This is a genomic window from Nostoc sp. UHCC 0870, from assembly GCF_022063185.1.
Classification (GTDB): Bacteria; Cyanobacteriota; Cyanobacteriia; order Cyanobacteriales; family Nostocaceae; genus Trichormus.
Window position 1 is genome coordinate 6,151,320 of sequence record NZ_CP091913.1, and the last position, 18,261, is coordinate 6,169,580.

At 39.2% G+C, this 18,261-nt stretch carries 14 protein-coding genes and 1 pseudogene; 10 read left to right on the forward strand and 5 right to left on the reverse strand.

All coding sequences use genetic code 11. From position 1 onward, the window contains the following. Positions 1–28: 28 nt before the first annotated feature. The 8 genes and pseudogenes from cobG to L6494_RS26100 all read left to right on the forward strand — a co-directional run. A pseudogene (gene cobG / locus L6494_RS31005) lies at positions 29–1,339 on the forward strand (precorrin-3B synthase); the annotation flags it as partial. 153 nt (positions 1,340–1,492) lie between these two features. Then, positions 1,493–2,119, forward strand: a complete 627-nt coding sequence (locus L6494_RS31010) for a precorrin-8X methylmutase (protein ID WP_330911090.1) — start codon at positions 1,493–1,495, stop codon at positions 2,117–2,119. Between the two features lie 2 nt (positions 2,120–2,121). Next, positions 2,122–2,826 (forward strand): precorrin-2 C(20)-methyltransferase, encoded by a 705-nt coding sequence (locus tag L6494_RS26075; RefSeq protein WP_237990664.1) that lies wholly within the window; start codon positions 2,122–2,124, stop codon positions 2,824–2,826. Positions 2,827–3,145: 319 nt separating this feature from the next. Further along, on the forward strand, positions 3,146–3,733 hold the full coding sequence (locus tag L6494_RS26080; RefSeq protein ID WP_237990665.1) for a Panacea domain-containing protein: 588 nt from the start codon (positions 3,146–3,148) through the stop codon (positions 3,731–3,733). Then, a complete protein-coding gene (locus L6494_RS26085) occupies positions 3,705–4,082 on the forward strand; it encodes a hypothetical protein (RefSeq protein ID WP_237990666.1) in 378 nt (125 codons plus the stop codon). The genes L6494_RS26080 and L6494_RS26085 overlap by 29 nt, the downstream gene beginning before the upstream one ends. Before the next feature lie 42 nt (positions 4,083–4,124). Further along, complete coding sequence (gene cobJ / locus L6494_RS26090) at positions 4,125–5,840, forward strand: precorrin-3B C(17)-methyltransferase (protein WP_237990667.1); 1,716 nt, start codon at positions 4,125–4,127, stop codon at positions 5,838–5,840. A gap of 705 nt (positions 5,841–6,545) precedes the next feature. Beyond that, positions 6,546–6,713 (forward strand): hypothetical protein, encoded by a 168-nt coding sequence (locus tag L6494_RS26095; protein ID WP_237990668.1) that lies wholly within the window; start codon positions 6,546–6,548, stop codon positions 6,711–6,713. 212 nt (positions 6,714–6,925) lie between these two features. Continuing rightward, entirely contained in the window at positions 6,926–8,275 is a 1,350-nt protein-coding gene (locus L6494_RS26100) for a tetratricopeptide repeat protein (RefSeq protein ID WP_237990669.1), read from the forward strand. A 273-nt stretch (positions 8,276–8,548) separates the two neighbouring features. On the opposite strand, the gene L6494_RS26105 is transcribed toward L6494_RS26100, so the two are convergent. The 4 genes from L6494_RS26105 to L6494_RS26120 all read right to left on the reverse strand — a co-directional run bounded on the left by L6494_RS26105 (position 8,549) and on the right by L6494_RS26120 (position 14,383). Next, positions 8,549–9,286, reverse strand: a complete 738-nt coding sequence (locus L6494_RS26105) for a peptidylprolyl isomerase (RefSeq protein WP_237990670.1) — start codon at positions 9,284–9,286, stop codon at positions 8,549–8,551. 135 nt (positions 9,287–9,421) lie between these two features. Further along, positions 9,422–10,930: an HlyD family efflux transporter periplasmic adaptor subunit gene (locus L6494_RS26110; RefSeq protein WP_237990671.1), complete on the reverse strand. Its 1,509-nt coding sequence runs from the start codon at positions 10,928–10,930 to the stop codon at positions 9,422–9,424. Positions 10,931–10,978: 48 nt separating this feature from the next. Then, positions 10,979–13,672, reverse strand: coding sequence for a peptidase domain-containing ABC transporter (locus L6494_RS26115; RefSeq protein ID WP_442946973.1), 2,694 nt, complete (start codon positions 13,670–13,672; stop codon positions 10,979–10,981). A gap of 144 nt (positions 13,673–13,816) precedes the next feature. Further along, the gene (locus tag L6494_RS26120) at positions 13,817–14,383 is read right to left on the reverse strand and encodes a helix-turn-helix domain-containing protein (RefSeq protein ID WP_237990673.1); all 567 of its coding nucleotides are present in this window, start codon (positions 14,381–14,383) and stop codon (positions 13,817–13,819) included. A 1,455-nt stretch (positions 14,384–15,838) separates the two neighbouring features. On the opposite strand from L6494_RS26120, the gene L6494_RS26125 reads away from it, so the two are divergent. Both L6494_RS26125 and L6494_RS26130 read left to right on the forward strand, forming a co-directional pair. Next, complete coding sequence (locus L6494_RS26125; RefSeq protein WP_237990674.1) at positions 15,839–16,717, forward strand: lipid kinase; 879 nt, start codon at positions 15,839–15,841, stop codon at positions 16,715–16,717. Positions 16,718–16,877: 160 nt separating this feature from the next. After that, complete coding sequence (locus L6494_RS26130) at positions 16,878–17,513, forward strand: exopolysaccharide biosynthesis protein (RefSeq protein ID WP_237990675.1); 636 nt, start codon at positions 16,878–16,880, stop codon at positions 17,511–17,513. Between the two features lie 149 nt (positions 17,514–17,662). Here the strand turns inward: L6494_RS26130 and L6494_RS26135 are convergent, their stop codons facing one another. Continuing rightward, positions 17,663–18,235: a Uma2 family endonuclease gene (locus L6494_RS26135; protein ID WP_237990676.1), complete on the reverse strand. Its 573-nt coding sequence runs from the start codon at positions 18,233–18,235 to the stop codon at positions 17,663–17,665. Between the last annotated feature and the right edge of the window lie 26 nt (positions 18,236–18,261).

The following is an 18,261-nucleotide window of genomic DNA, read 5'->3' on the forward strand; positions in this document are numbered from 1 at the left end:
TGCGTCGCACGGGGAAGGAGTTGGAGTCTTGCTGTCTGGTTCTACACCTTGTCCTGGTTTATTTTATGCCACACCTGCCCAAGATGGAATACTATCTCGCATTAGAATACCAGGTGGAATAATTAATAGTAAACAATGTCAGGCGATCGCAGATATCGCCGACAAATACGGTGGTGGCTACATAGACGTAACCAACCGCGCCAACCTGCAAATCCGAGAAATTCGCGAAGGGATAGAACCTGAAGTCCTCCAACAACTCCAGGACTTAGGATTAGGTTCTAACAACAGTGGTGTAGACCAAATCCGCAATATTATGACCAGTCCCACAGCTGGTATTGACCCTCAAGAACTCATCGATACCCGTCCCTTTGTTCAAAACTGGGACAACTACATTACCCAACATTCCACCTTATCAGGACTATCCGCAAAATTTAGCGTTTGTTTTGATGGTGGTGGTTTAGTTTCCGTTTGCGATCGCCCCAACGATATCACATTAGCAGCGATCGCCATAGACAACAAAACCTACTTTCGCCTCTATCTCAGCGCAGGCGCAAAAGGAAAACCCCCCACCGACACCAGAATTATCTTACCCCCCGAACACTCCCTAAAAGTCCTAGCCGCCTTCACTCAAATCTATCTAACTCACTCTCATCCTCTCTGCGCCTCTGCGCCTCTGCGTGAAAAAATCAATCCCCATACTCAACGCAAACCAAGACTAAGAGAAGTAATCAATCACCTAGGCTTAGATAATTATCTCCAAGAAGTCGAGCAGAGATTACCATTTTACTGGAAGAGAAAAGACCTCACCCCAGAACAAAGGTCAAATACCCAATATCACCACATTGGCATCCATCCCCAACACCAACCAGAGTTATATTACATCGGCATAGTCTTACCCCTAGGTCGCCTAGAAACGCAGCAACTACGCGGTTTAGCCGACTTATCCGAAAAATACAGTCATGGAACACTCCGACTTACCCCCTGGCAGAATTTACTACTAACAGACATTCCCCAACAAAAACTTACTGAGGTTCAAAGAGAAATTACTGATTTAAAATTAGATGCCTCACCAACTAACATTAAAAGTGCCTTAGTAGCTTGTTCTGGAAATCAGGGGTGTGCAGCTGCGGCGACAGATACCAAAACTCACGCCCTAGCATTAGCAGACTATCTCCAATCCCACGTCACCTTAGAACATCCCGTAAATATCCACCTAAGCGGCTGTGAAAAATCCTGCGCCCAGCATGGTAAAAGTGATATTGCTTTACTCGGTGTCAGTGAGGAACGCTATCAAGTCTATGTGGGAGACAGTAACCAAAAATTTGGACGTGAACTCTATGATGATGTAAGCTTTACCGACTTACCCGCTCTCATGGAGCAGATGTTAAATGTGTATAAAAACAAACGCTTAAATCCCGCCGAATCTTTTGGGGAATTTGCCAACCGCTACCCACACACCCAACTACAACAGTTATTCTCTCATCCCAACTCCATGCCTGAATACATCCGTGATGCCAATGAAATCTACCGTAATTCCTTCGCCATCATTCGTTCGGAAGCCAATCTAGATATACTACCCGCAGATGTAGCTAAAGTTGCAGTGCGTCTCATTCATGCCTGTGGAATGACGGATATCGTCACAGACCTAGGATATTCAGCAACGGCGGTACAGTCAGCCAGGGAAGCACTAGCAGCAGGCGCACCGATTTTGTGTGATTGTCGTATGGTAGCTGACGGAGTAACGAGGAAACGTTTATCTGCCAATAACCAAGTAATCTGCACCCTCAACGAGCCAGAAGTCCCAGAATTAGCGAAAAAATTGGGTAATACTAGGTCGGCGGCGGCTTTGGAATTATGGCAACCTTACCTAGCAGGGGCAGTAGTCGCCATTGGTAACGCACCCACAGCATTATTTAGATTACTAGAAATGTTAGATCAAGGATGTCCTAAACCGGCAGTGATTTTAGGTTTTCCCGTGGGATTTGTGGGTGCAGCCGAATCAAAAGCCGCATTGGCAGCAGATAGCCGCAATGTACCATTTTTAACTTTACATGGTCGGCGCGGTGGCAGTGCGATCGCCGCCGCCGCAGTTAACGCCCTCGCAACGGAGGAAGAATAATCATGACAGATAAAGGTCGTCTATATGGAGTTGGTGTAGGGCCAGGAGATCCAGAACTATTGACCCTGAAAGCCTTGCGGCTATTGCGTGCTGCACCCGTGATTGCCTATCAGTCAGCCACAGATAAAGAGAGTATAGCGCGAGCGATCGTTTCCCAATATCTCACAGGGGAACAAATCGAAGTAGCCTATCACCTCCCCCGCGCCTTAGAACCAGAAAAAGCCCAGGAAATTTACGACCAAGAAGTTGCACCCATCGCCGCACATCTAGCAGCCGGACGGGATGTAGTAGTAGTGTGTGAAGGCGACCCGTTTTTTTACGGTTCATTTATGTATGTATTTACACGCCTATCTGAACACTACGAAACGGAAGTCGTCCCCGGAGTATCTTCATTAATGGCGTGTGCTGTGTCCTTGGGTGTACCGTTCACCTACTACAACGATGTTCTCACAGTTTTACCTGCACCCCTCCCAGCCGAAGAACTCACCACAAAATTACTGACAACCGATGCAGCCGCCATTATGAAACTCGGTCGCCACTTTACCAAAGTGCGAGATATCCTGCATAAATTAGGACTAGCATCACGGGCGTTATATATTGAACGGGCAACAACAGCACACCAAAGGATTGTACCCATAGATGAGGTTGATCCGGCTGAAGTACCTTATTTTGCCATGATTGTCATACCTAGTAAGAATAGGTTATAGAAGTTTCAGTAAAAATTAATTTCTACAGCCTGTTTGATCAACTAAGTAGAACGACTTGAAAAAACCAAACTATGTAAAGTAATGTAATGTAAAAAAATTGTATTTAGTTCGTAGTAAGGACTTTAGTCCTCTCTGCGAGACGCTGCTCGAACACTACAAACCTTTAATTATTTACACCGTTCTACTTAATACCAGCGAAAAATATTTAGTATTTTTGTACTATGTAATAGCAATTATTTGTTAATATAGTATGTATACGCGCTAATATGAGATTTATTTGCTATGTTAGTGAGCTTGATTCAGTTTGCGGGTCTGACCTATGATTAATTGTCTAGATGTAGCTCGCTACTTTATTGTGAGAGCCTACGAAGATGGTATAGAAGCAGAAATGACAAATATGAAAGTTCAAAAGCTTCTGTACTATTCACAAAGCTTGCATTTAGCCTTGTATAATCAGCCATTGTTTGATGAAGAAATCCAAGCATGGCGATATGGGCCTGTGTGTCCGCCAGCTTACAGATTTTACAGTGAATTTGAGGCTCAACAATTACCCATACCTAGTCAAGAATTTTTATCCCAGATTCCTCATGAGCAGAAAAAGCTTTTAGCAGAAGTTTGGGAATATTTTGGTGGTTATCATGCTTATCGACTTAGTGGTATGACTCATTTGGAATTTCCTTGGAAGAAAGCGCGTAAGGGTTTACCTGATGATGCTGGTTCAACAGAGCCAATTTTGTTGGAAGATATGAAGGCATTAGGTTGTAAAAAGCTTGATTTAATAGAGCGTGAAAATCCTGCTTATGAATTTGTAATGTCTAAAGTGTTGGAAGACAGTTGTAATTCAGAATCCTCAACTCGTATTGCTAAAGGAGAAGTGCGTGACTGGCTCAACTCCCTTCTCGATTGAGAAATCTGATAATTTTCAGCGTTCTTTTAAAAAACTTGCAAAGTTTCATGGAACTGGTTTTGTAGAATTAGTCGCCCAGGTTTTGGAAGATTTGCTAGAAGACTCCTATCCCTACAACTGCCGTCAAGAACCTTTACCTGGAAAGATTCGACTACCTGAAGAATGGACATTTCATAAGTTAGAACTGAGATTTTCCAAAGGAGCTTCAGGACAAATTAGATTGATGTATTTGGTTAATGCTACTACTTCTACAATCAAGCTTGTTTGGATTTATAGTCATGAGCAGTTTACAAAACGTCCTGGTGATGCAGATTTGAAAAGTGTTATTCAAGAAATACTAGACTGCTAAAACTATTAACTAAAATATAAATTCCAAAGCTCAATAACTTTCATGAACAAGGTTGCACCTGCTGTTATAGTCTTAAGTCAAAATAGTGTTACACTAGCCCGCAAAATCATCACCGTCTTACCAGGAGCAACACTCTACGGGTTAGCAGGACGTACCTGTGATGTTGATATCAGCTTCACTAATTTCGGCGACACACTGCGGGAATTGTTCGCCCAAGGTACACCCCTAATTGGGATTTGTGCGGCGGGTATTCTTATCAGAACCCTAGCACCCCTGATTTCCGACAAACGCCAAGAACCGCCAGTGTTAGCTGTAGCTGAGGATGGTAGCGCGGTTGTCCCGCTTTTGGGGGGACTCAATGGAGTCAATGATTTAGCGCGGCGCATTGCTGAGGTCTTAGATACCCAAGCAGCAATTACCACTACAGGCGATATCCGTTTCCGCACTGCGTTGTTATCTCCTCCCCCTGAGTATCATTTAGCTAACCCAGAGGATGCTAAAACATTTATCTCTGATTTATTAGCAGGGGAGCAGGTAAAGTTGGAAGGAACTGCACCTTGGTTAAGTAATAGTCAGTTACCCATTGACCCCAAAGGCAATTTAACCATCCAAGTCACAGAACGCTGTGTGATTCCTACAGCTAACTGTTTGGTTTATCATCCTAAAAATATTGCGATCGCCATTACTCACCCTGATGTTACTCTAGACTTAGTACAAGCATTACTAGCCAACGCAGACATCGCCAGCGCAGCCATCGCCGGCATATTTGCACCCATCACCATTGCCGCCTATGCAAACATACACACCATAGCCGACTTCTACGGTGTGCCGACGCGGTTCTTCCGTGAAGACTTAGCAGCAGAAGCATTAGCCTTAACAGCGACAGGTAGAGATGGTAAATTACTTAACTCATTATCGCAGATAGCGATCGCCTACGATGGGCGGTATGCGATCGCTATTTCTCCCCAACCCATAGACCCCAACACCATCGGTCAACCCCAGGGAAGGTTAGCAATTATCGGTACAGGCCCCGGTAGTTCTCAATGGATGTCACCGGAAGTCAAAGAAATTCTCAAATCTGCCACTGACTTAGTAGGCTACAAAACTTATCTAGATTTAGTCGGTTCTCTCGCAGCAGGAAAACAACGCCATGAGTCAGACAACCGCGAAGAAATTGCACGGGCGACAATGGCCTTAGATTTAGCAGCTAATGGACGCTATGTAGTCGTAGTTTCTTCCGGCGACCCTGGCATCTATGCAATGGCTACGGCTGTATTTGAAGTTTTCGACCACCACCACAAACCGGAATGGGACAGTATTGATATTCACGTCGCACCCGGAATTTCCGCCATGCAAGCCGCCGCCGCCGCCGTTGGCGCACCCTTGGGACATGATTTTTGTACGATTTCCTTATCGGACATTTTAAAACCTTGGTCAATTATTACACAACGGATTGCGGCTGCTGCTGAAGCTGACTTTGCTATTGCCTTCTATAATCCTGTTTCTAAAGACCGGACTTGGCAATTAGCTGATGCCAGAGATATTTTACTCCGTTACAGAACCCCCAACACTCCCGTAATTTTAGCGCGAAATCTCGGCAGGCCAGGACAGACGGTAAAAGTAATTACCCTTGACCAGTTAACACCAGATGTTGCAGATATGCGGACAGTGATTATTGTTGGTTCTAGCCAAACTAAAATCATCAACCGCATTGATGGTAGTGTTAGCGTCTATACACCCAGGCGGTATTACAAATAATTCGTAATTCGTAATGGACTTCTCTACGAGACGCTACGCGAACGTCCCGCTACGCTCTAAGCGTAGCTATGCCGCAGGCTTTACGTAATTCGTAATTAAACACCAATGCCCTATGCCCCATGCCCAAAATTGTTTAATTTTGAATTTTGAATTTTGAATTTTGAATTGATTAGCCCCATGCCCATATTAAAATTTTATGTATTAAATAATGCACAGATGCGTAACAATGAAATTATAAATCAAAACAATGTAACACGATAATTCATTATAAATTCTTTTGGGCTAGGTGTTGGTTATCGTCAAGGCTTTTCAGCATCACTATGACACACATCTTACACATATAGATTAATAATAACTGTTTTAGGGTAGGCATTGTTACTTTTAGGTTGTTGGCAATGCTTACTTTACCCTGAACTGAAACATTAACACAGCTTAATTATAGTAATTTTGCTCTATTTCTGGCATAGATTGCCTTAATAAATTCTGATTTTTACCAGTTAATTATCAATTAATTAGAGGCTTTGTAGCTAACCATAAATTACATTACAAGCCTTTCTCCATAGCTATAAAATACAATATTTATGTTACTTTTTCATACGAACAAATATTGAATTTAATAAAATAATCCGCAATTATAGTCATGGGAAGAGAGAAATAAAGCTCAATTTTCCATCAACATAACTTTACTAACAAGGAATTAATCCAATGGCTGAAATTAAAATCAACCAACTAAACATTGAAAATAATCCAGAAATAATTGACCTGAAAGCAGAAGCTGCACAAGGTAATTCCGCAGCTATTGTTGCTTTCAAAAGCTTACGTGGAGGTCTTGCTACTCGTAAGGCTTGTTGGTGTGTTCAACATGTGTTCTAAGAGTTTGTATCGAAGAATATTTGATACAGTTTTGAGAACCATAAAAATGGAACTCATTTTCTAAAACAACATTAATTTTATCCACAATAGCAATTTTTAGAGCTGTTGTGGATAAATTTCATCAAAATCACTAATTAAGCCAGGATGTAGTTTTTTGCCATAAGTAACATATTTTAGGTTTTTTAAATTTTTATTGTGGAGGAAATTTTACTATGTTGATGCTGAATAGGTTACCTGTAAATTGGTTAAATCGACCATATATTGATTTAGGTGACTTTAATATTGGTGCATTTCATCTCTATGGAATTGAGTTTAATTATCGTAATTTAGTTAGTGAAAAACCTATTAGCACAGGGCCATTTCAGCATAATGTTCAGGTTAATCTTCCTCCATCCTTTAGAGACAGTTTGTTAAGAGAAACTGGCTTATTACAGTATCAAGTTAAAAATCCTTTAGAACTAAGCACTGAGTTACGCACAGAAAGATGGCATAAGCTATGTGAATATTTGACACACTATCAAGAACTACCAACCGTGATGAAGTTCAGAGTTATCAGTCTGTTAAAAGGTCTATGTTTAGATGAGGCGGTATTAGAATATGTACCGGAGATGTCAGCTTCAGAAATAGCGCAAGATCCTATATTAGCAGCCTTGGCTTTTTCCCGATCCATGTGCAGTTTAATGATTAATCTTGATTCTGGCACAGTTCAAAACTTAAGTGAATTGGAACTGATTGCTAATTATGCTCCATCTGGAACTCAAACAAAATTTGGTGCGGCTCTTCAGTTGGTAGTGCAGTATGCAAAAACATTTAGGAATTTAGCACAGGCGGAATATTGGAGGGAAATAGCTACCCAAGAACTGAAGAATTTAAAATCGTCTTTGGATGAGTTTACCTATACTCGCCTACTGAGTATTTATTACAGAGCCGTGGTTTTTGTACCGCTTATCAAGAATGATCAACAACAAGTTATTCAGGAAATGGATCTGAGTGAATCTTATGGAAATAGATTAATTTTAATTGCTAGTAATGACAATGAAAAAATAGTAGCTGATGAAAATCTCAATATAGTTTTTGAGAGTAGAACGAAAGAAGCCTTGTGGCTTGGTGATATAGATTTAGCCGAAGAGCGATCGCAAAAACTCACCCAGATGGATAAATTAGATCCTAGATACCGTCTAGAGTTGGGAGAAATTTACATCAAGCAGGGTAAAATAGCAGCAGCTGCTCAGATGTATCGTTCCGCAGCCAGACTAGGGCCACCAGGAACAGAGATAGCTTGGTTTATGGCAGGTCAATGTCATGAGCAACTAGGTGAAATAGATATAGCTTGTGATTGTTACCTCGCTGCTATACAGATGGATTCATTAGCTATTTCTGCTGTAGAGCGACTTAATCTTTTAGCTCCGCGTTTGGGGGATTTAGCTCTTACCCAATGGAGCAATATCCGCTTATCAGAATTACGAGAACAGCAAGAAATTATAGCCAATCAACCCACAACTTCTTACATACCAGAAGCCTCTTCTGAGTTGAAGAAAGCCGCAGAAAAAATCATGGTTTAGTCATTTTGTAATATATCTGCCTAACATAGCTCAATACGGTTCGGATTAACCCAAAATTCTCATGTAGAGACGCGATTTATCGCGTCTTTTAACACTAATTATCTACACTAATAAACCTTAAAGGTCAAAAAAATATCCAAAATGTAGTGGCGTGACCAGACTAAAATGTTGCAATAGAAATTAGTTTTATCCGCGTTCATTGGCGTTTATCTGCGGTTAATTTTTCCAATCTAATGCACTATTTTAGCCTAGACAAGCCACTACTAGCAGTCACTAATCAAGCTGAAGAGTAAGTTCAACTTGCTCACTTTGGGTTTTAAGCCATTCATAATACAACTGTGCAGAAATTTCTTGACGTAACTTTTCATCTAGTTGTCTTTGCACAATCTCCTCTACAAAAATTAAATGCACACCTTTAGCTGTCACAATAGGCTTTAAAAGCTGTGGGGGTTTAGCTGCAAACACAGCAGTAGAAACTTCCACACTTAAATCTTGACGATGAACTAACCCTATATACCCACATTTACGCCGTAATTCTACATCTTGAATATATTTGTGGGCAACATCAAAGAAGCTCGTTTCATCTTCTTTAATTGCATAAAAAAGTTCCCAAGCTAAATCTTCATCATCTAACATCACCTCATACATAACTGCACCCTGATAATCTAGTTGACGCTCATAAAAGTATGGTTCAGCTTGATTTGTAAATAAATGAGCGGACAACTTACTAGAAAGTAAATTTATATAGACAATATGTTCAAAATCATCTAAAGATAAATGATTTTTTTCTAGCCATTTCCAAGTCTCTTCAGCATTGAGAAGATTATTCATCAATCGCATTTGATCTGCTGCTTTTTGTAGTTCTTCTGTTTCAATTTTGATACCTAATTCAGCCGCAGACTTTTCAATAATTGTTCGCGTGATAATCTGCTGAATAATATCAGGTATATGACCTAATATTTTTATTTGCTGCACAAGATCATTATTGGTGATATTAATAGATTGTGACATAATATTTTTCCACATTTTATCAATGAAAGTTTACAAAAAGTCTTTGATTGGATATCTTACCCATAGATAAATTGATGGTCTTCTATGGGTTTCATTGTCAGTCAACATTCAACACAAATATTAGTGAGGAATCAATTAAAATTTCAAACCACCTGCTTGTAATTGTCTGAATGGGTCAAGTAGAAAATCAATAATTCGTCTTTGACGCACAATTACTTCTGCCCTTGCTGTCTCTCCTGGACGAAGAGGAATGCACTTATTATCACTCTTAATACAATGCTGTTTGAGAGCAATTTCTAAGTTATAAGCTGCAACTTTTCCATTAGCAGTATCCACTTCTGTAGTAGTAGGAGAAATACTAATTAATTCTCCTACTACTACACCATACTTTTGGAAAGGATAAGCATCAAATTTGAGTTTGACTGGTAATCCTTTCCGCAAAGAACCACTTTCTGTAGTTGGCATTTGCGCCCGAATTATTAATGCTGAACCAACAGGCGCAATTTCTGCTATCATTGTTCCCGGTTCAACTACAGCACCAGCTTTAGCAATAGGTAATTGAAATATACTTCCGCTCTCTGGTGCTTTCAATTCCCGTTGTGCTAATTGAATATTTAAGCCTTCAATCTGTCTTTGAGTTTGGGCAATTTCTGCATTGAGTGTGGTAATTTCTGTTTGGAGATTTTTTTGTTGTTCCTCAATTCGTAACAAGGCTAACTGAGCCGAACGAGTTAAGGTTTGATAACTGCGTTGTTGTTCATTCAGGCGTAATTGTGCTTGGGTAATATCCGCCTTTCCTTGTTTGACAACTCGCTCATAACTACTCTGCTGTTCTGCTACACGTAGCTTGGCTTGTTGAATATCTGACTGACTTTGTGCAAACAATTTTTGCTTTTCTTTCGCTAGTTCTTGCTTTTCCACAAAGTTAACTTCGGGGATGACTCCTTCTTGATAAAGTTTACGATATCTGGCTTGTTCTTGTTGTGCGATCGCCAAACTACTCTGCATTAAATTACTTGCTGTTTTACTATGCCCAAAATTTTGTTTAGCCTGATTTACCTGAGTCATTTTTTCGGATTTTTGTAACTCATAGGCATTAGTTAAAGCAATTAAATTTTGACTTGCTTGGTCTATTTGGGACTGCTTTTCTAATGCTTGAGATTGATTTTGTTGCTGCTGAGTAGTGAAAGCAACTACCAACTGATTCTGAGAAGATTTTAACTGTGATCGCCTGTTTAATTGCCCCTCTAATTTATCTTGTATTTGTCGTAATTCTGCTTGAATTAAATCTGTATCTAACAACAGTAAAGTCTGTCCTTGATTAACTACCTCACCCTCTCTGACTCGAATTTCCTTCACAGTTCCAGAAACCGCACTATCTAATCTAATTGTTTTACCTTGAGGTTCAACTCTACCCGCAGCCGTTCCTGTTTCATCCACCTGAGATAACATCGCCCAAGGTAAAACCACAGACACAAACACCACCAAAAAATACAGTAAACCCCTAGTCCAAACCTGCGGTACACTATCCAATAAATCCTTAGTAGCAAAAGACCAATCTGTATTAGCCTCCACTATCGATGCAGATATTACCTCTTCCTGCTCAACTTCATCTGTCACTCTACCATTCCATAAATTCGCCATAATCTCTCCTAAAAAACTCTCTACCCCTGCTTCCCTACCTGCCGATTCTTACTCCTTACCTCCAAACTGCTGCTGATTGAGGTAGAAATAATGTCCACGCTTCGCCATCAACTCCTCATGATTACCACTTTCAATCAACATACCTCTATCTAAAACCAAAATCAAATCTGCATTTTTGATAGTAGACAGACGATGGGCAATTACTAAAGAAGTTCTTCCTTGAAGAATAGTTTTCAAATTCTGTTGGATAATTCTCTCTGACTCAGTATCAAGATGGGAAGTAGCTTCATCTAAAATCAACAGTCGAGGATTACCTAACAAAGCCCGTGCGATCGCAATTCTTTGCCTTTGCCCACCAGATAACAACCCACCACCTTCACCAATTTGAGTTTCATAACCCATAGGTAACTTTTCAATAAACTCATCTGCACCAGCTAACTTAGCGGCCTCTATAATCTCAGCTAAACTTGCTTGAGGATGTGCCAAACTAATATTTTCTCTGATTGTATTTCCAAACAAAAAAGTATCTTGATCAACTACTCCCACCTGCTGACGTAGGGAATGTAAAGAGATATTATTCATATCATGACCATCAATTAAAATTCTGCCCTCTGTAGGTGGATATAAACCTAAAACTAACTTAGAAATTGTCGTTTTTCCAGAACCACTACGCCCTACCAAAGCAGCCATCTGTCCCGGTTTAATTGTGAAACTCAGATTTTCTAAAATATTTATATCACTTTCTGCATGATAACGAAATGTGACATATTCAAAGCAAATATTCCCTTGAATTATCGGTAAATTTTGCTTTATTTCTATTCTTAAATCCTCTTCTAACTCTGTATCTAACACATCATTAATGCGTTCAGCAGCAATAATCACTTCCTGTAACTCATTCCACAGCACAGTTAATCTTTGAAAAGGGCGAATAATATTACCCAGCAACATATTAAATGCTACTAATTGCCCAATGGTTAATTGCTGTTCAATGACTAAATATGCTCCATACCACAATAAGGCAGTAGATACAACAGCTTCAATCGTATTACTAAAAATTTGCAATCGATTGCCAATCATTTGTCCAGAAAAACTGGTTTTCACTGACTTTTGTAACAACTCTTCCCAATGCCAACGGACAGTTTGCTCCACTGCTGTCGATTTGACTGTACTTATACCAGTCAGTGCTTCAATTAAATAACTGCTTTCTTTCGCTACCGCCTGAAATATTTCTCTAGAAATCCTTTGTAAAAATGGTGTAGCTATCAACGCTAATAAGAAAAATGGCGGCACAATTATCAAAGATAGCAAAGCCATGCGCCAACTGTACCAAAACATTAATCCTAGATAAATTACAACAGTAATTAAATCGAGGACAATTGATAATGCCTCCCCAGAAAGAAATCTTTTGATTTTACTGTTTTCTTGTAAACGAGAAATAATATCTCCTACATAACGGGTTTCAAAAAAATTCAACCGTAGCTGCAAAACGTGCCGAATAAATGCTACCACTAAGGCAACATCTATCCTATTAGCAGTGTGGTCTAGAAGATATTGCCTTAAGCCAATTATGGCTACACGAAAGAGACTAAAAATCATCAAACCCAACCCTACTGCCGTTAAGGTGAGTTGTGAACCTTGTACTACTACGCTATCTAAAATTAACTGGGTAAATAGCGGGGTAATCAGTCCAAATATCTGAATAAAAATGGAAGCAATAAAAACTTCCAAAATCACCACATAATGGGGCTTGACTAACTCAAAAAATTGCCAGAATGGTGTGGTAATTTCTTGAGCATCTTTAAATAAAGCTGTAGGTTCTAATAACAGTGCATAACCAGTCCAGTCTGCTTGGAATTGTCGATGTGTCAGAGTGCGCTGACCAATAGCAGGATCGGCAACAATTACGTGTTTACTGTTAATTTCATAGACAACGATATAGTGCTTCCCTTCCCAATGGACAATAGCAGGTAGTTTTTGCTTTGCCAATTGATTAAAACTAGCTTTCACAGGCCTAGTATTCAAGCCTAAACTTTCCGCAGCTACTGTTAACCCGCGCAGAGATGCCCCATTCCGGTCAACATTAGCAATATCTCGCAAGCGGTTCACACTAAATTGCTTACCCCAATAACGCGCCACCATCACCAGACAAGCTGCGCCACAGTCAGAAGAACTCTGTTGGGCAAAAAAAGGAAAGCGTCGAGTTACTCGTTGTAATAGATGACGAACTCTTTGGGTAGGAGTTGGAAAGTAAGCCTTGTTAATCTTTTTCTCTAGTTTGCTCTTAGTTATAGATGGTGCTGGTGTCGGTAATATTTTCTGTTGGTCTTCTTCATTAGACTTGACCAATAAAGAATTTACAGCTTGGGCTTGAGTTTTTAAATATTGATTGATTTCGGGATATTTCCCCGTCAAATGAGCAACAATTTCACCTGGAATCAAACACAGGTGGAGATTTTTACTGGCCCTAGCTGTGTAAGGAATAAAGTTGTCATCAGGAAACAAGGTAAAATGCCCAAATACTCCTCCAATTTCTAAGGTACTAATTAATTCTCCCGTCTCATCTAATAACCTAACTTTGCCAGATAAAACTATATAAAGACCACTATTAACCTCACTTCCTGGAAAAAATTTCCCTATTGTCGGTTCTAAATATTGAAATTTCTCTTCATAGGTTTGTAATTCTACTTCTGAAACAGGATAACCAAGGGTATTTCTCAGCAGTTCTAAGGAAACGCTGGTCATAGATGAATTTTGCACCATACAGTTAGGATTTAAGTAGAACGATTTGAAAACAGGAAAATATGGTAAGTAATGTAAGAAGATTGGCCTTGAGTTTCTAATAAGGACTTCAGTCCTTATTAGAAACCTTTAATTATTTATGCCGTTCTACTTAGTCTCGAATTTTATGAAGTGAATTGGTAATATTTCACCGATATCTAGAAGATTTTCAGAGGAAATATCTGTAATAAAAATTTGTGAACTTTGAGCGTTTGGTATTGTATTATCTGGTAAATTTCTGGTTTTTGGTTTGGTTGATAATCCCATTTGTTTGAGTAAGCGTTTGATATGACAATCACTGACTTTTACTCCAAACTCTTGGGTTAAATGTTTGTTTAACCAGTTCGCTGTCCAGCGTCGAAAACCATAACCATAATCACGAGGATCAGCATTTACTAGCTCTTTTAAACGTTCTAAGTATTCTTCATTAACCGCTTTAGGACGACCAATTCGTGAAGTTTCCCATTGGTGTGCCATACCACTACGGGCAATATGTATCCAATGTCTTGCTGTAGCTGCACAGCATCCTAATGTACGACAAATTTCTGTTTGTGATTTTCCTTCATCAGCCAGCAACATAATTTGGATACGCTGGCGATATAACTCAGGTAAATCTTCTTCCAGATTTTTTAACAATAGCTTGCGTTGAAATGGAGTTAAAAATTTACCAGACATACTTTAGCCAAAAAAAATTAGATGTTATTTCTACTAATCAGTAGCTATGCGAGAATTTACGCAAACTGCAATGAAAATTAAAGCTTGATGAAGATGTTTTACTCCACCACAGGCGATGATCTACAAGATACTGCATAAACGCATAAATCTATGTATAACAACGTGAGGTGAATCCTATGCGGCTAATGACGCAAAAAATACGTTATTGTTGCCTAAATTTGCAATCATTACTGACTAGAAGCAATTTTTATTTAGCATGAAATGACATCAAAGGATCGATAAACTCCACAATACAGAGTACAAAAAGTGTAGTAATTTTGCATTCGCCTTTTATGCTCATCAAAATGCACCATTCATAACTTTCTAGTAGATATTTATGTAATAAATATTGCAGAAAACTGCATCATGAATCATGATGAAACATTTATGTATGCAGAGGATTAGAGGCGTAATTATTTGTATATTTTCTTGGATGATATGGTATCTTTTGAATGTAATAGTGTACTTATCTTTGTAAGTACACTAAGGCTAGCGATCCTATCGATGCAACTCATGCACAGGAAAACTGATATCAAATTACTATGTTTAATCAGTACTAAATATGTGCAATTAAATCTCATAACCGTTTAACAAATCCTGACAACCCATCAATTATCTCTAACCGCCCACCTTTTCCCTGTGTTTCTGGAAAATAGCTGACAGGGGGTGTGTTACCCGCTAGGAGTGAAAGCAACATTTTTTCTTCTTCTACACCCCACTCCCTAGTACCGCTACGCGGAAGTCAAAAGTCAAAAATCAAAAGTCAAAAGCTCTATATCTTAAGGCTTTGAACGATTGATAATGGTCTGTTTATTTACGCCGTGCTGTACTAGTTGTCTTGCAACTGACTTCTACATAAAAACTTATATAAACAATAGATTTTTATATGGAAATAAAATACTAATTTATATTTAATGATTTTTCAATTTGGTATATGTTATTTATCATTCAAATCAGGTATAGCAACTAGTAAACAAAGCTTTGTAACCCTGGGATAATCTGTAATTCAATTAAGTGTTAAATGCTAGATTAAATTTCTACTATTCCCAATTTTTTATTTTCCATCCCCCAGGATGATCCTAATTGGAGATAATAGAGTTAAGCTAGATTACGCTACTATTGTTGCCAAAATGTTTTTTGTAACTTAAATAACAAAAAAAGTACATGATACTAGTACCGCAAGGCGGAATTCAAAATTCAAAATTCAAAATTCAAAATGAATACAGCGTAAGCGTTTCATTGATTTGGAATGGTCTGTTTATTTCCGCCGTGTTGTACTAGTCAAATTCGGTAGATGGCTGTTGATAATTATATATATTCTTTTTAACAGCGTCTCTACATAAGGGTTTTTGGCTTATCTCAACTGTATTGAAACATAAGCCTGATGACTGATAACTAGTTTAAATAATACTCTCTATGAGCTATTACCGCGCATTGCTATTAGTAAATCGTCATGCCCGCCAGGGACAAAAAAGTCTCTTGGAAGCAATTAATTGCCTGCAAACATTTGGCTTGGAATTAATTGAAGAATCTACAGAAAATCCCAAACATTTGGCTCATATTATACACAAATATAAAAATCATGTAGATTTAGTCATTGTTGGTGGTGGTGATGGTACTCTTAATGCCGTAGTAGATGCTTTAGTAGAGACTCAGTTACCTTTAGGAATATTACCTTTAGGAACTGCCAATGATTTAGCGAAAACTTTAGGGATTTCTAACTCTCTACCAGAAGCTTGTCAAACAATTGCCTCTGGGGAATTACGGCGGATTGATTTAGGATGGGTCAATGGTAAACACTTTTTTAATGTTGCCAGTTTAGGATTGAGTGTAAAAATTACCCAAAAACTGACCAAAGAATTGAAACGACGCTGGGGAATTTTGGCGTATGCAGCTACAGCATTACAGGTAATTTGGGAATCTCGACCCTTTAGCGCAGAAATTAGGGTGCAAGATAGATGCTTTCGAGTAAAAACGGTGCAAATTGCTGTGGGTAATGGTCGTTATTACGGTGGTGGTATGGCTATAGTTCACGATGCCAAAATTGACGACCAAAGATTAGACCTTTATAGTTTAGAAATTAAACATTGGTGGCAAATGATTCCGTTGCTACCTGCGATGCGAAATGGGAGACATATTCATCGGCAAAATGTCCGCGCCTTGTATGGACAAGAAATGGAAGTTTATACTCGCAAACCCCGGCCGATTAACACTGATGGAGAAATTACTACATACACTCCTGCTAAGTTCCGTGTTATTCCTAAAGCTGTAGCTGTTTTCGTACCGCCAGTTTAGGGAGACAAGGGAAAGGGCGATATTTATCCCAATGCCTAATAACTATGTCTGCGGTAGATAGCTAAAAGAAAATCTGATATGCTGAGGAATTATAAGGAATGATGACGGGTGCATTTGTATTTCAACTTAATTCTCGTTTAGCTATCTATAGCGGGGTATTGTGGCAACTCACATCAACTCACGCCAACTTCATGTGAGATTTTCTCAAGAGATTAAATTACTACTACAAAAATTAGCCGAACAGCATTTGAGTCTCGGTGATATTCTAGCGGAGACTTCCGAAAGGGGTTTTAGCTTAGTCATAGCTTTATTAGTTTTACCCTTTTTATTCCCCATGCCGCCGGGTTTAGCAGGGCCTTTTGGTGCTGCGTGTTTACTGTTATCTATACAGATGATACTTGGTAGGCGATCGCCTTGGCTACCTAAAAGAATCGCCCGCTATAAATTCCCTCGCCCTTTTGCCCAGTTAATTTTACAAAACCTCCGCCGTGTCACCAAAATATTAGAGAAAATTACTCGCCCTCGTTTGACTAAAATCGCTGAACATCCCTTGACTTGGCGAATTAATGGGTTCTGTATCTCTTGGTTGACACTGTTACTCATGTCACCAGTTCCGTTTACTAATCCCATTCCTACCGTTGGCATTTTACTGTTGGCAGTAGCTACTATTGAATCCGATGGGTTACTGATTTGCGTGAGTTATGGCATCACTATTTTAATTACCATACTATTTGGATTTATTTGTTATGCCTTGTGGTTAGCACCTAGTTGGCTACCATTTTTATTACCAAAATAAAAGCCCCCAGCCAAAGACCGAGGGGCTTGCTTTTAATTAAGGTGCATCTACTGATTTAATATCCATCTGGTTGTTTGCAGTATCGGGAAAAAATGCTGACAATCGAGAAATATTACTTATTTTGATCGAAATCTACTCATAAAATATTCTTACTTTAAGGGGATTTTCGCTTTTTGAAATACCTGTTCAGCTGTAAATTGCAATTCTGGTAATAAAGAATCTTTAATTAGTTCATCTCCCATATAAGTCTTTGGTGCTGCATCTGGATAAAAAACAGTAATGCTTCTGGCTTTGCTGTCTAAGACCCACACTCGCAGCACATTGGCATTTAGATAGTGTTGCGCTTTAGCCGCCATTTTTCCAAAGGTTTGTCCAGGAGAGATAATTTCAATCACTAAATCAGGAGGTACAGGACAAGCTTCATCTTCGTTCCAGTCAGCAGGTAAACGTTCATGAGAAATGTAGACAATATCAGGTACTGGAATCCAATCTATTCCCTGCTTTTTTAATAAAACAGCCCATTCAGGACAAACGATTCCCTTTTCCTGAGTTAATTCCTCAATTAAAGAGAGAATGACGTGAGTAAGCTTGGCATGAAAAAACTTTGGAGACATTTTAGGAATTGATTTACCATCAACGAGTTCGTAGGTGGTATCTCCCTCACCTGGGGGGAGATTTAAGAACTCTTGTAAGGTCAATTGATTGTCAGCTTGGAGAAGCATAGCAAAAACCAGAGGGCGGCTAATTT

Excerpts from the sequence above, each read along its gene's own strand:
- L6494_RS26075 (WP_237990664.1), top strand. The coding sequence starts at position 2,122 with ATGACAGATAAAGGTCGTCTATATGGAGTTGGTGTAGGGCCAGGAGAT.
- L6494_RS26135 (WP_237990676.1), bottom strand. The coding sequence starts at position 18,235 with ATGCTTCTCCAAGCTGACAATCAATTGACCTTACAAGAGTTCTTAAAT.
- L6494_RS31010 (WP_330911090.1), top strand. The coding sequence starts at position 1,493 with ATGCCTGAATACATCCGTGATGCCAATGAAATCTACCGTAATTCCTTC.
- L6494_RS26125 (WP_237990674.1), top strand. The coding sequence starts at position 15,839 with ATGAGCTATTACCGCGCATTGCTATTAGTAAATCGTCATGCCCGCCAG.
- L6494_RS26080 (WP_237990665.1), top strand. The coding sequence starts at position 3,146 with ATGATTAATTGTCTAGATGTAGCTCGCTACTTTATTGTGAGAGCCTAC.
- L6494_RS26095 (WP_237990668.1), top strand. The coding sequence starts at position 6,546 with ATGGCTGAAATTAAAATCAACCAACTAAACATTGAAAATAATCCAGAA.
- L6494_RS26110 (WP_237990671.1), bottom strand. The coding sequence starts at position 10,930 with ATGGCGAATTTATGGAATGGTAGAGTGACAGATGAAGTTGAGCAGGAA.
- L6494_RS26115 (WP_442946973.1), bottom strand. The coding sequence starts at position 13,672 with ATGACCAGCGTTTCCTTAGAACTGCTGAGAAATACCCTTGGTTATCCT.
- L6494_RS26100 (WP_237990669.1), top strand. The coding sequence starts at position 6,926 with ATGTTGATGCTGAATAGGTTACCTGTAAATTGGTTAAATCGACCATAT.
- cobJ (WP_237990667.1), top strand. The coding sequence starts at position 4,125 with ATGAACAAGGTTGCACCTGCTGTTATAGTCTTAAGTCAAAATAGTGTT.
- L6494_RS26105 (WP_237990670.1), bottom strand. The coding sequence starts at position 9,286 with ATGTCACAATCTATTAATATCACCAATAATGATCTTGTGCAGCAAATA.
- L6494_RS26120 (WP_237990673.1), bottom strand. The coding sequence starts at position 14,383 with ATGTCTGGTAAATTTTTAACTCCATTTCAACGCAAGCTATTGTTAAAA.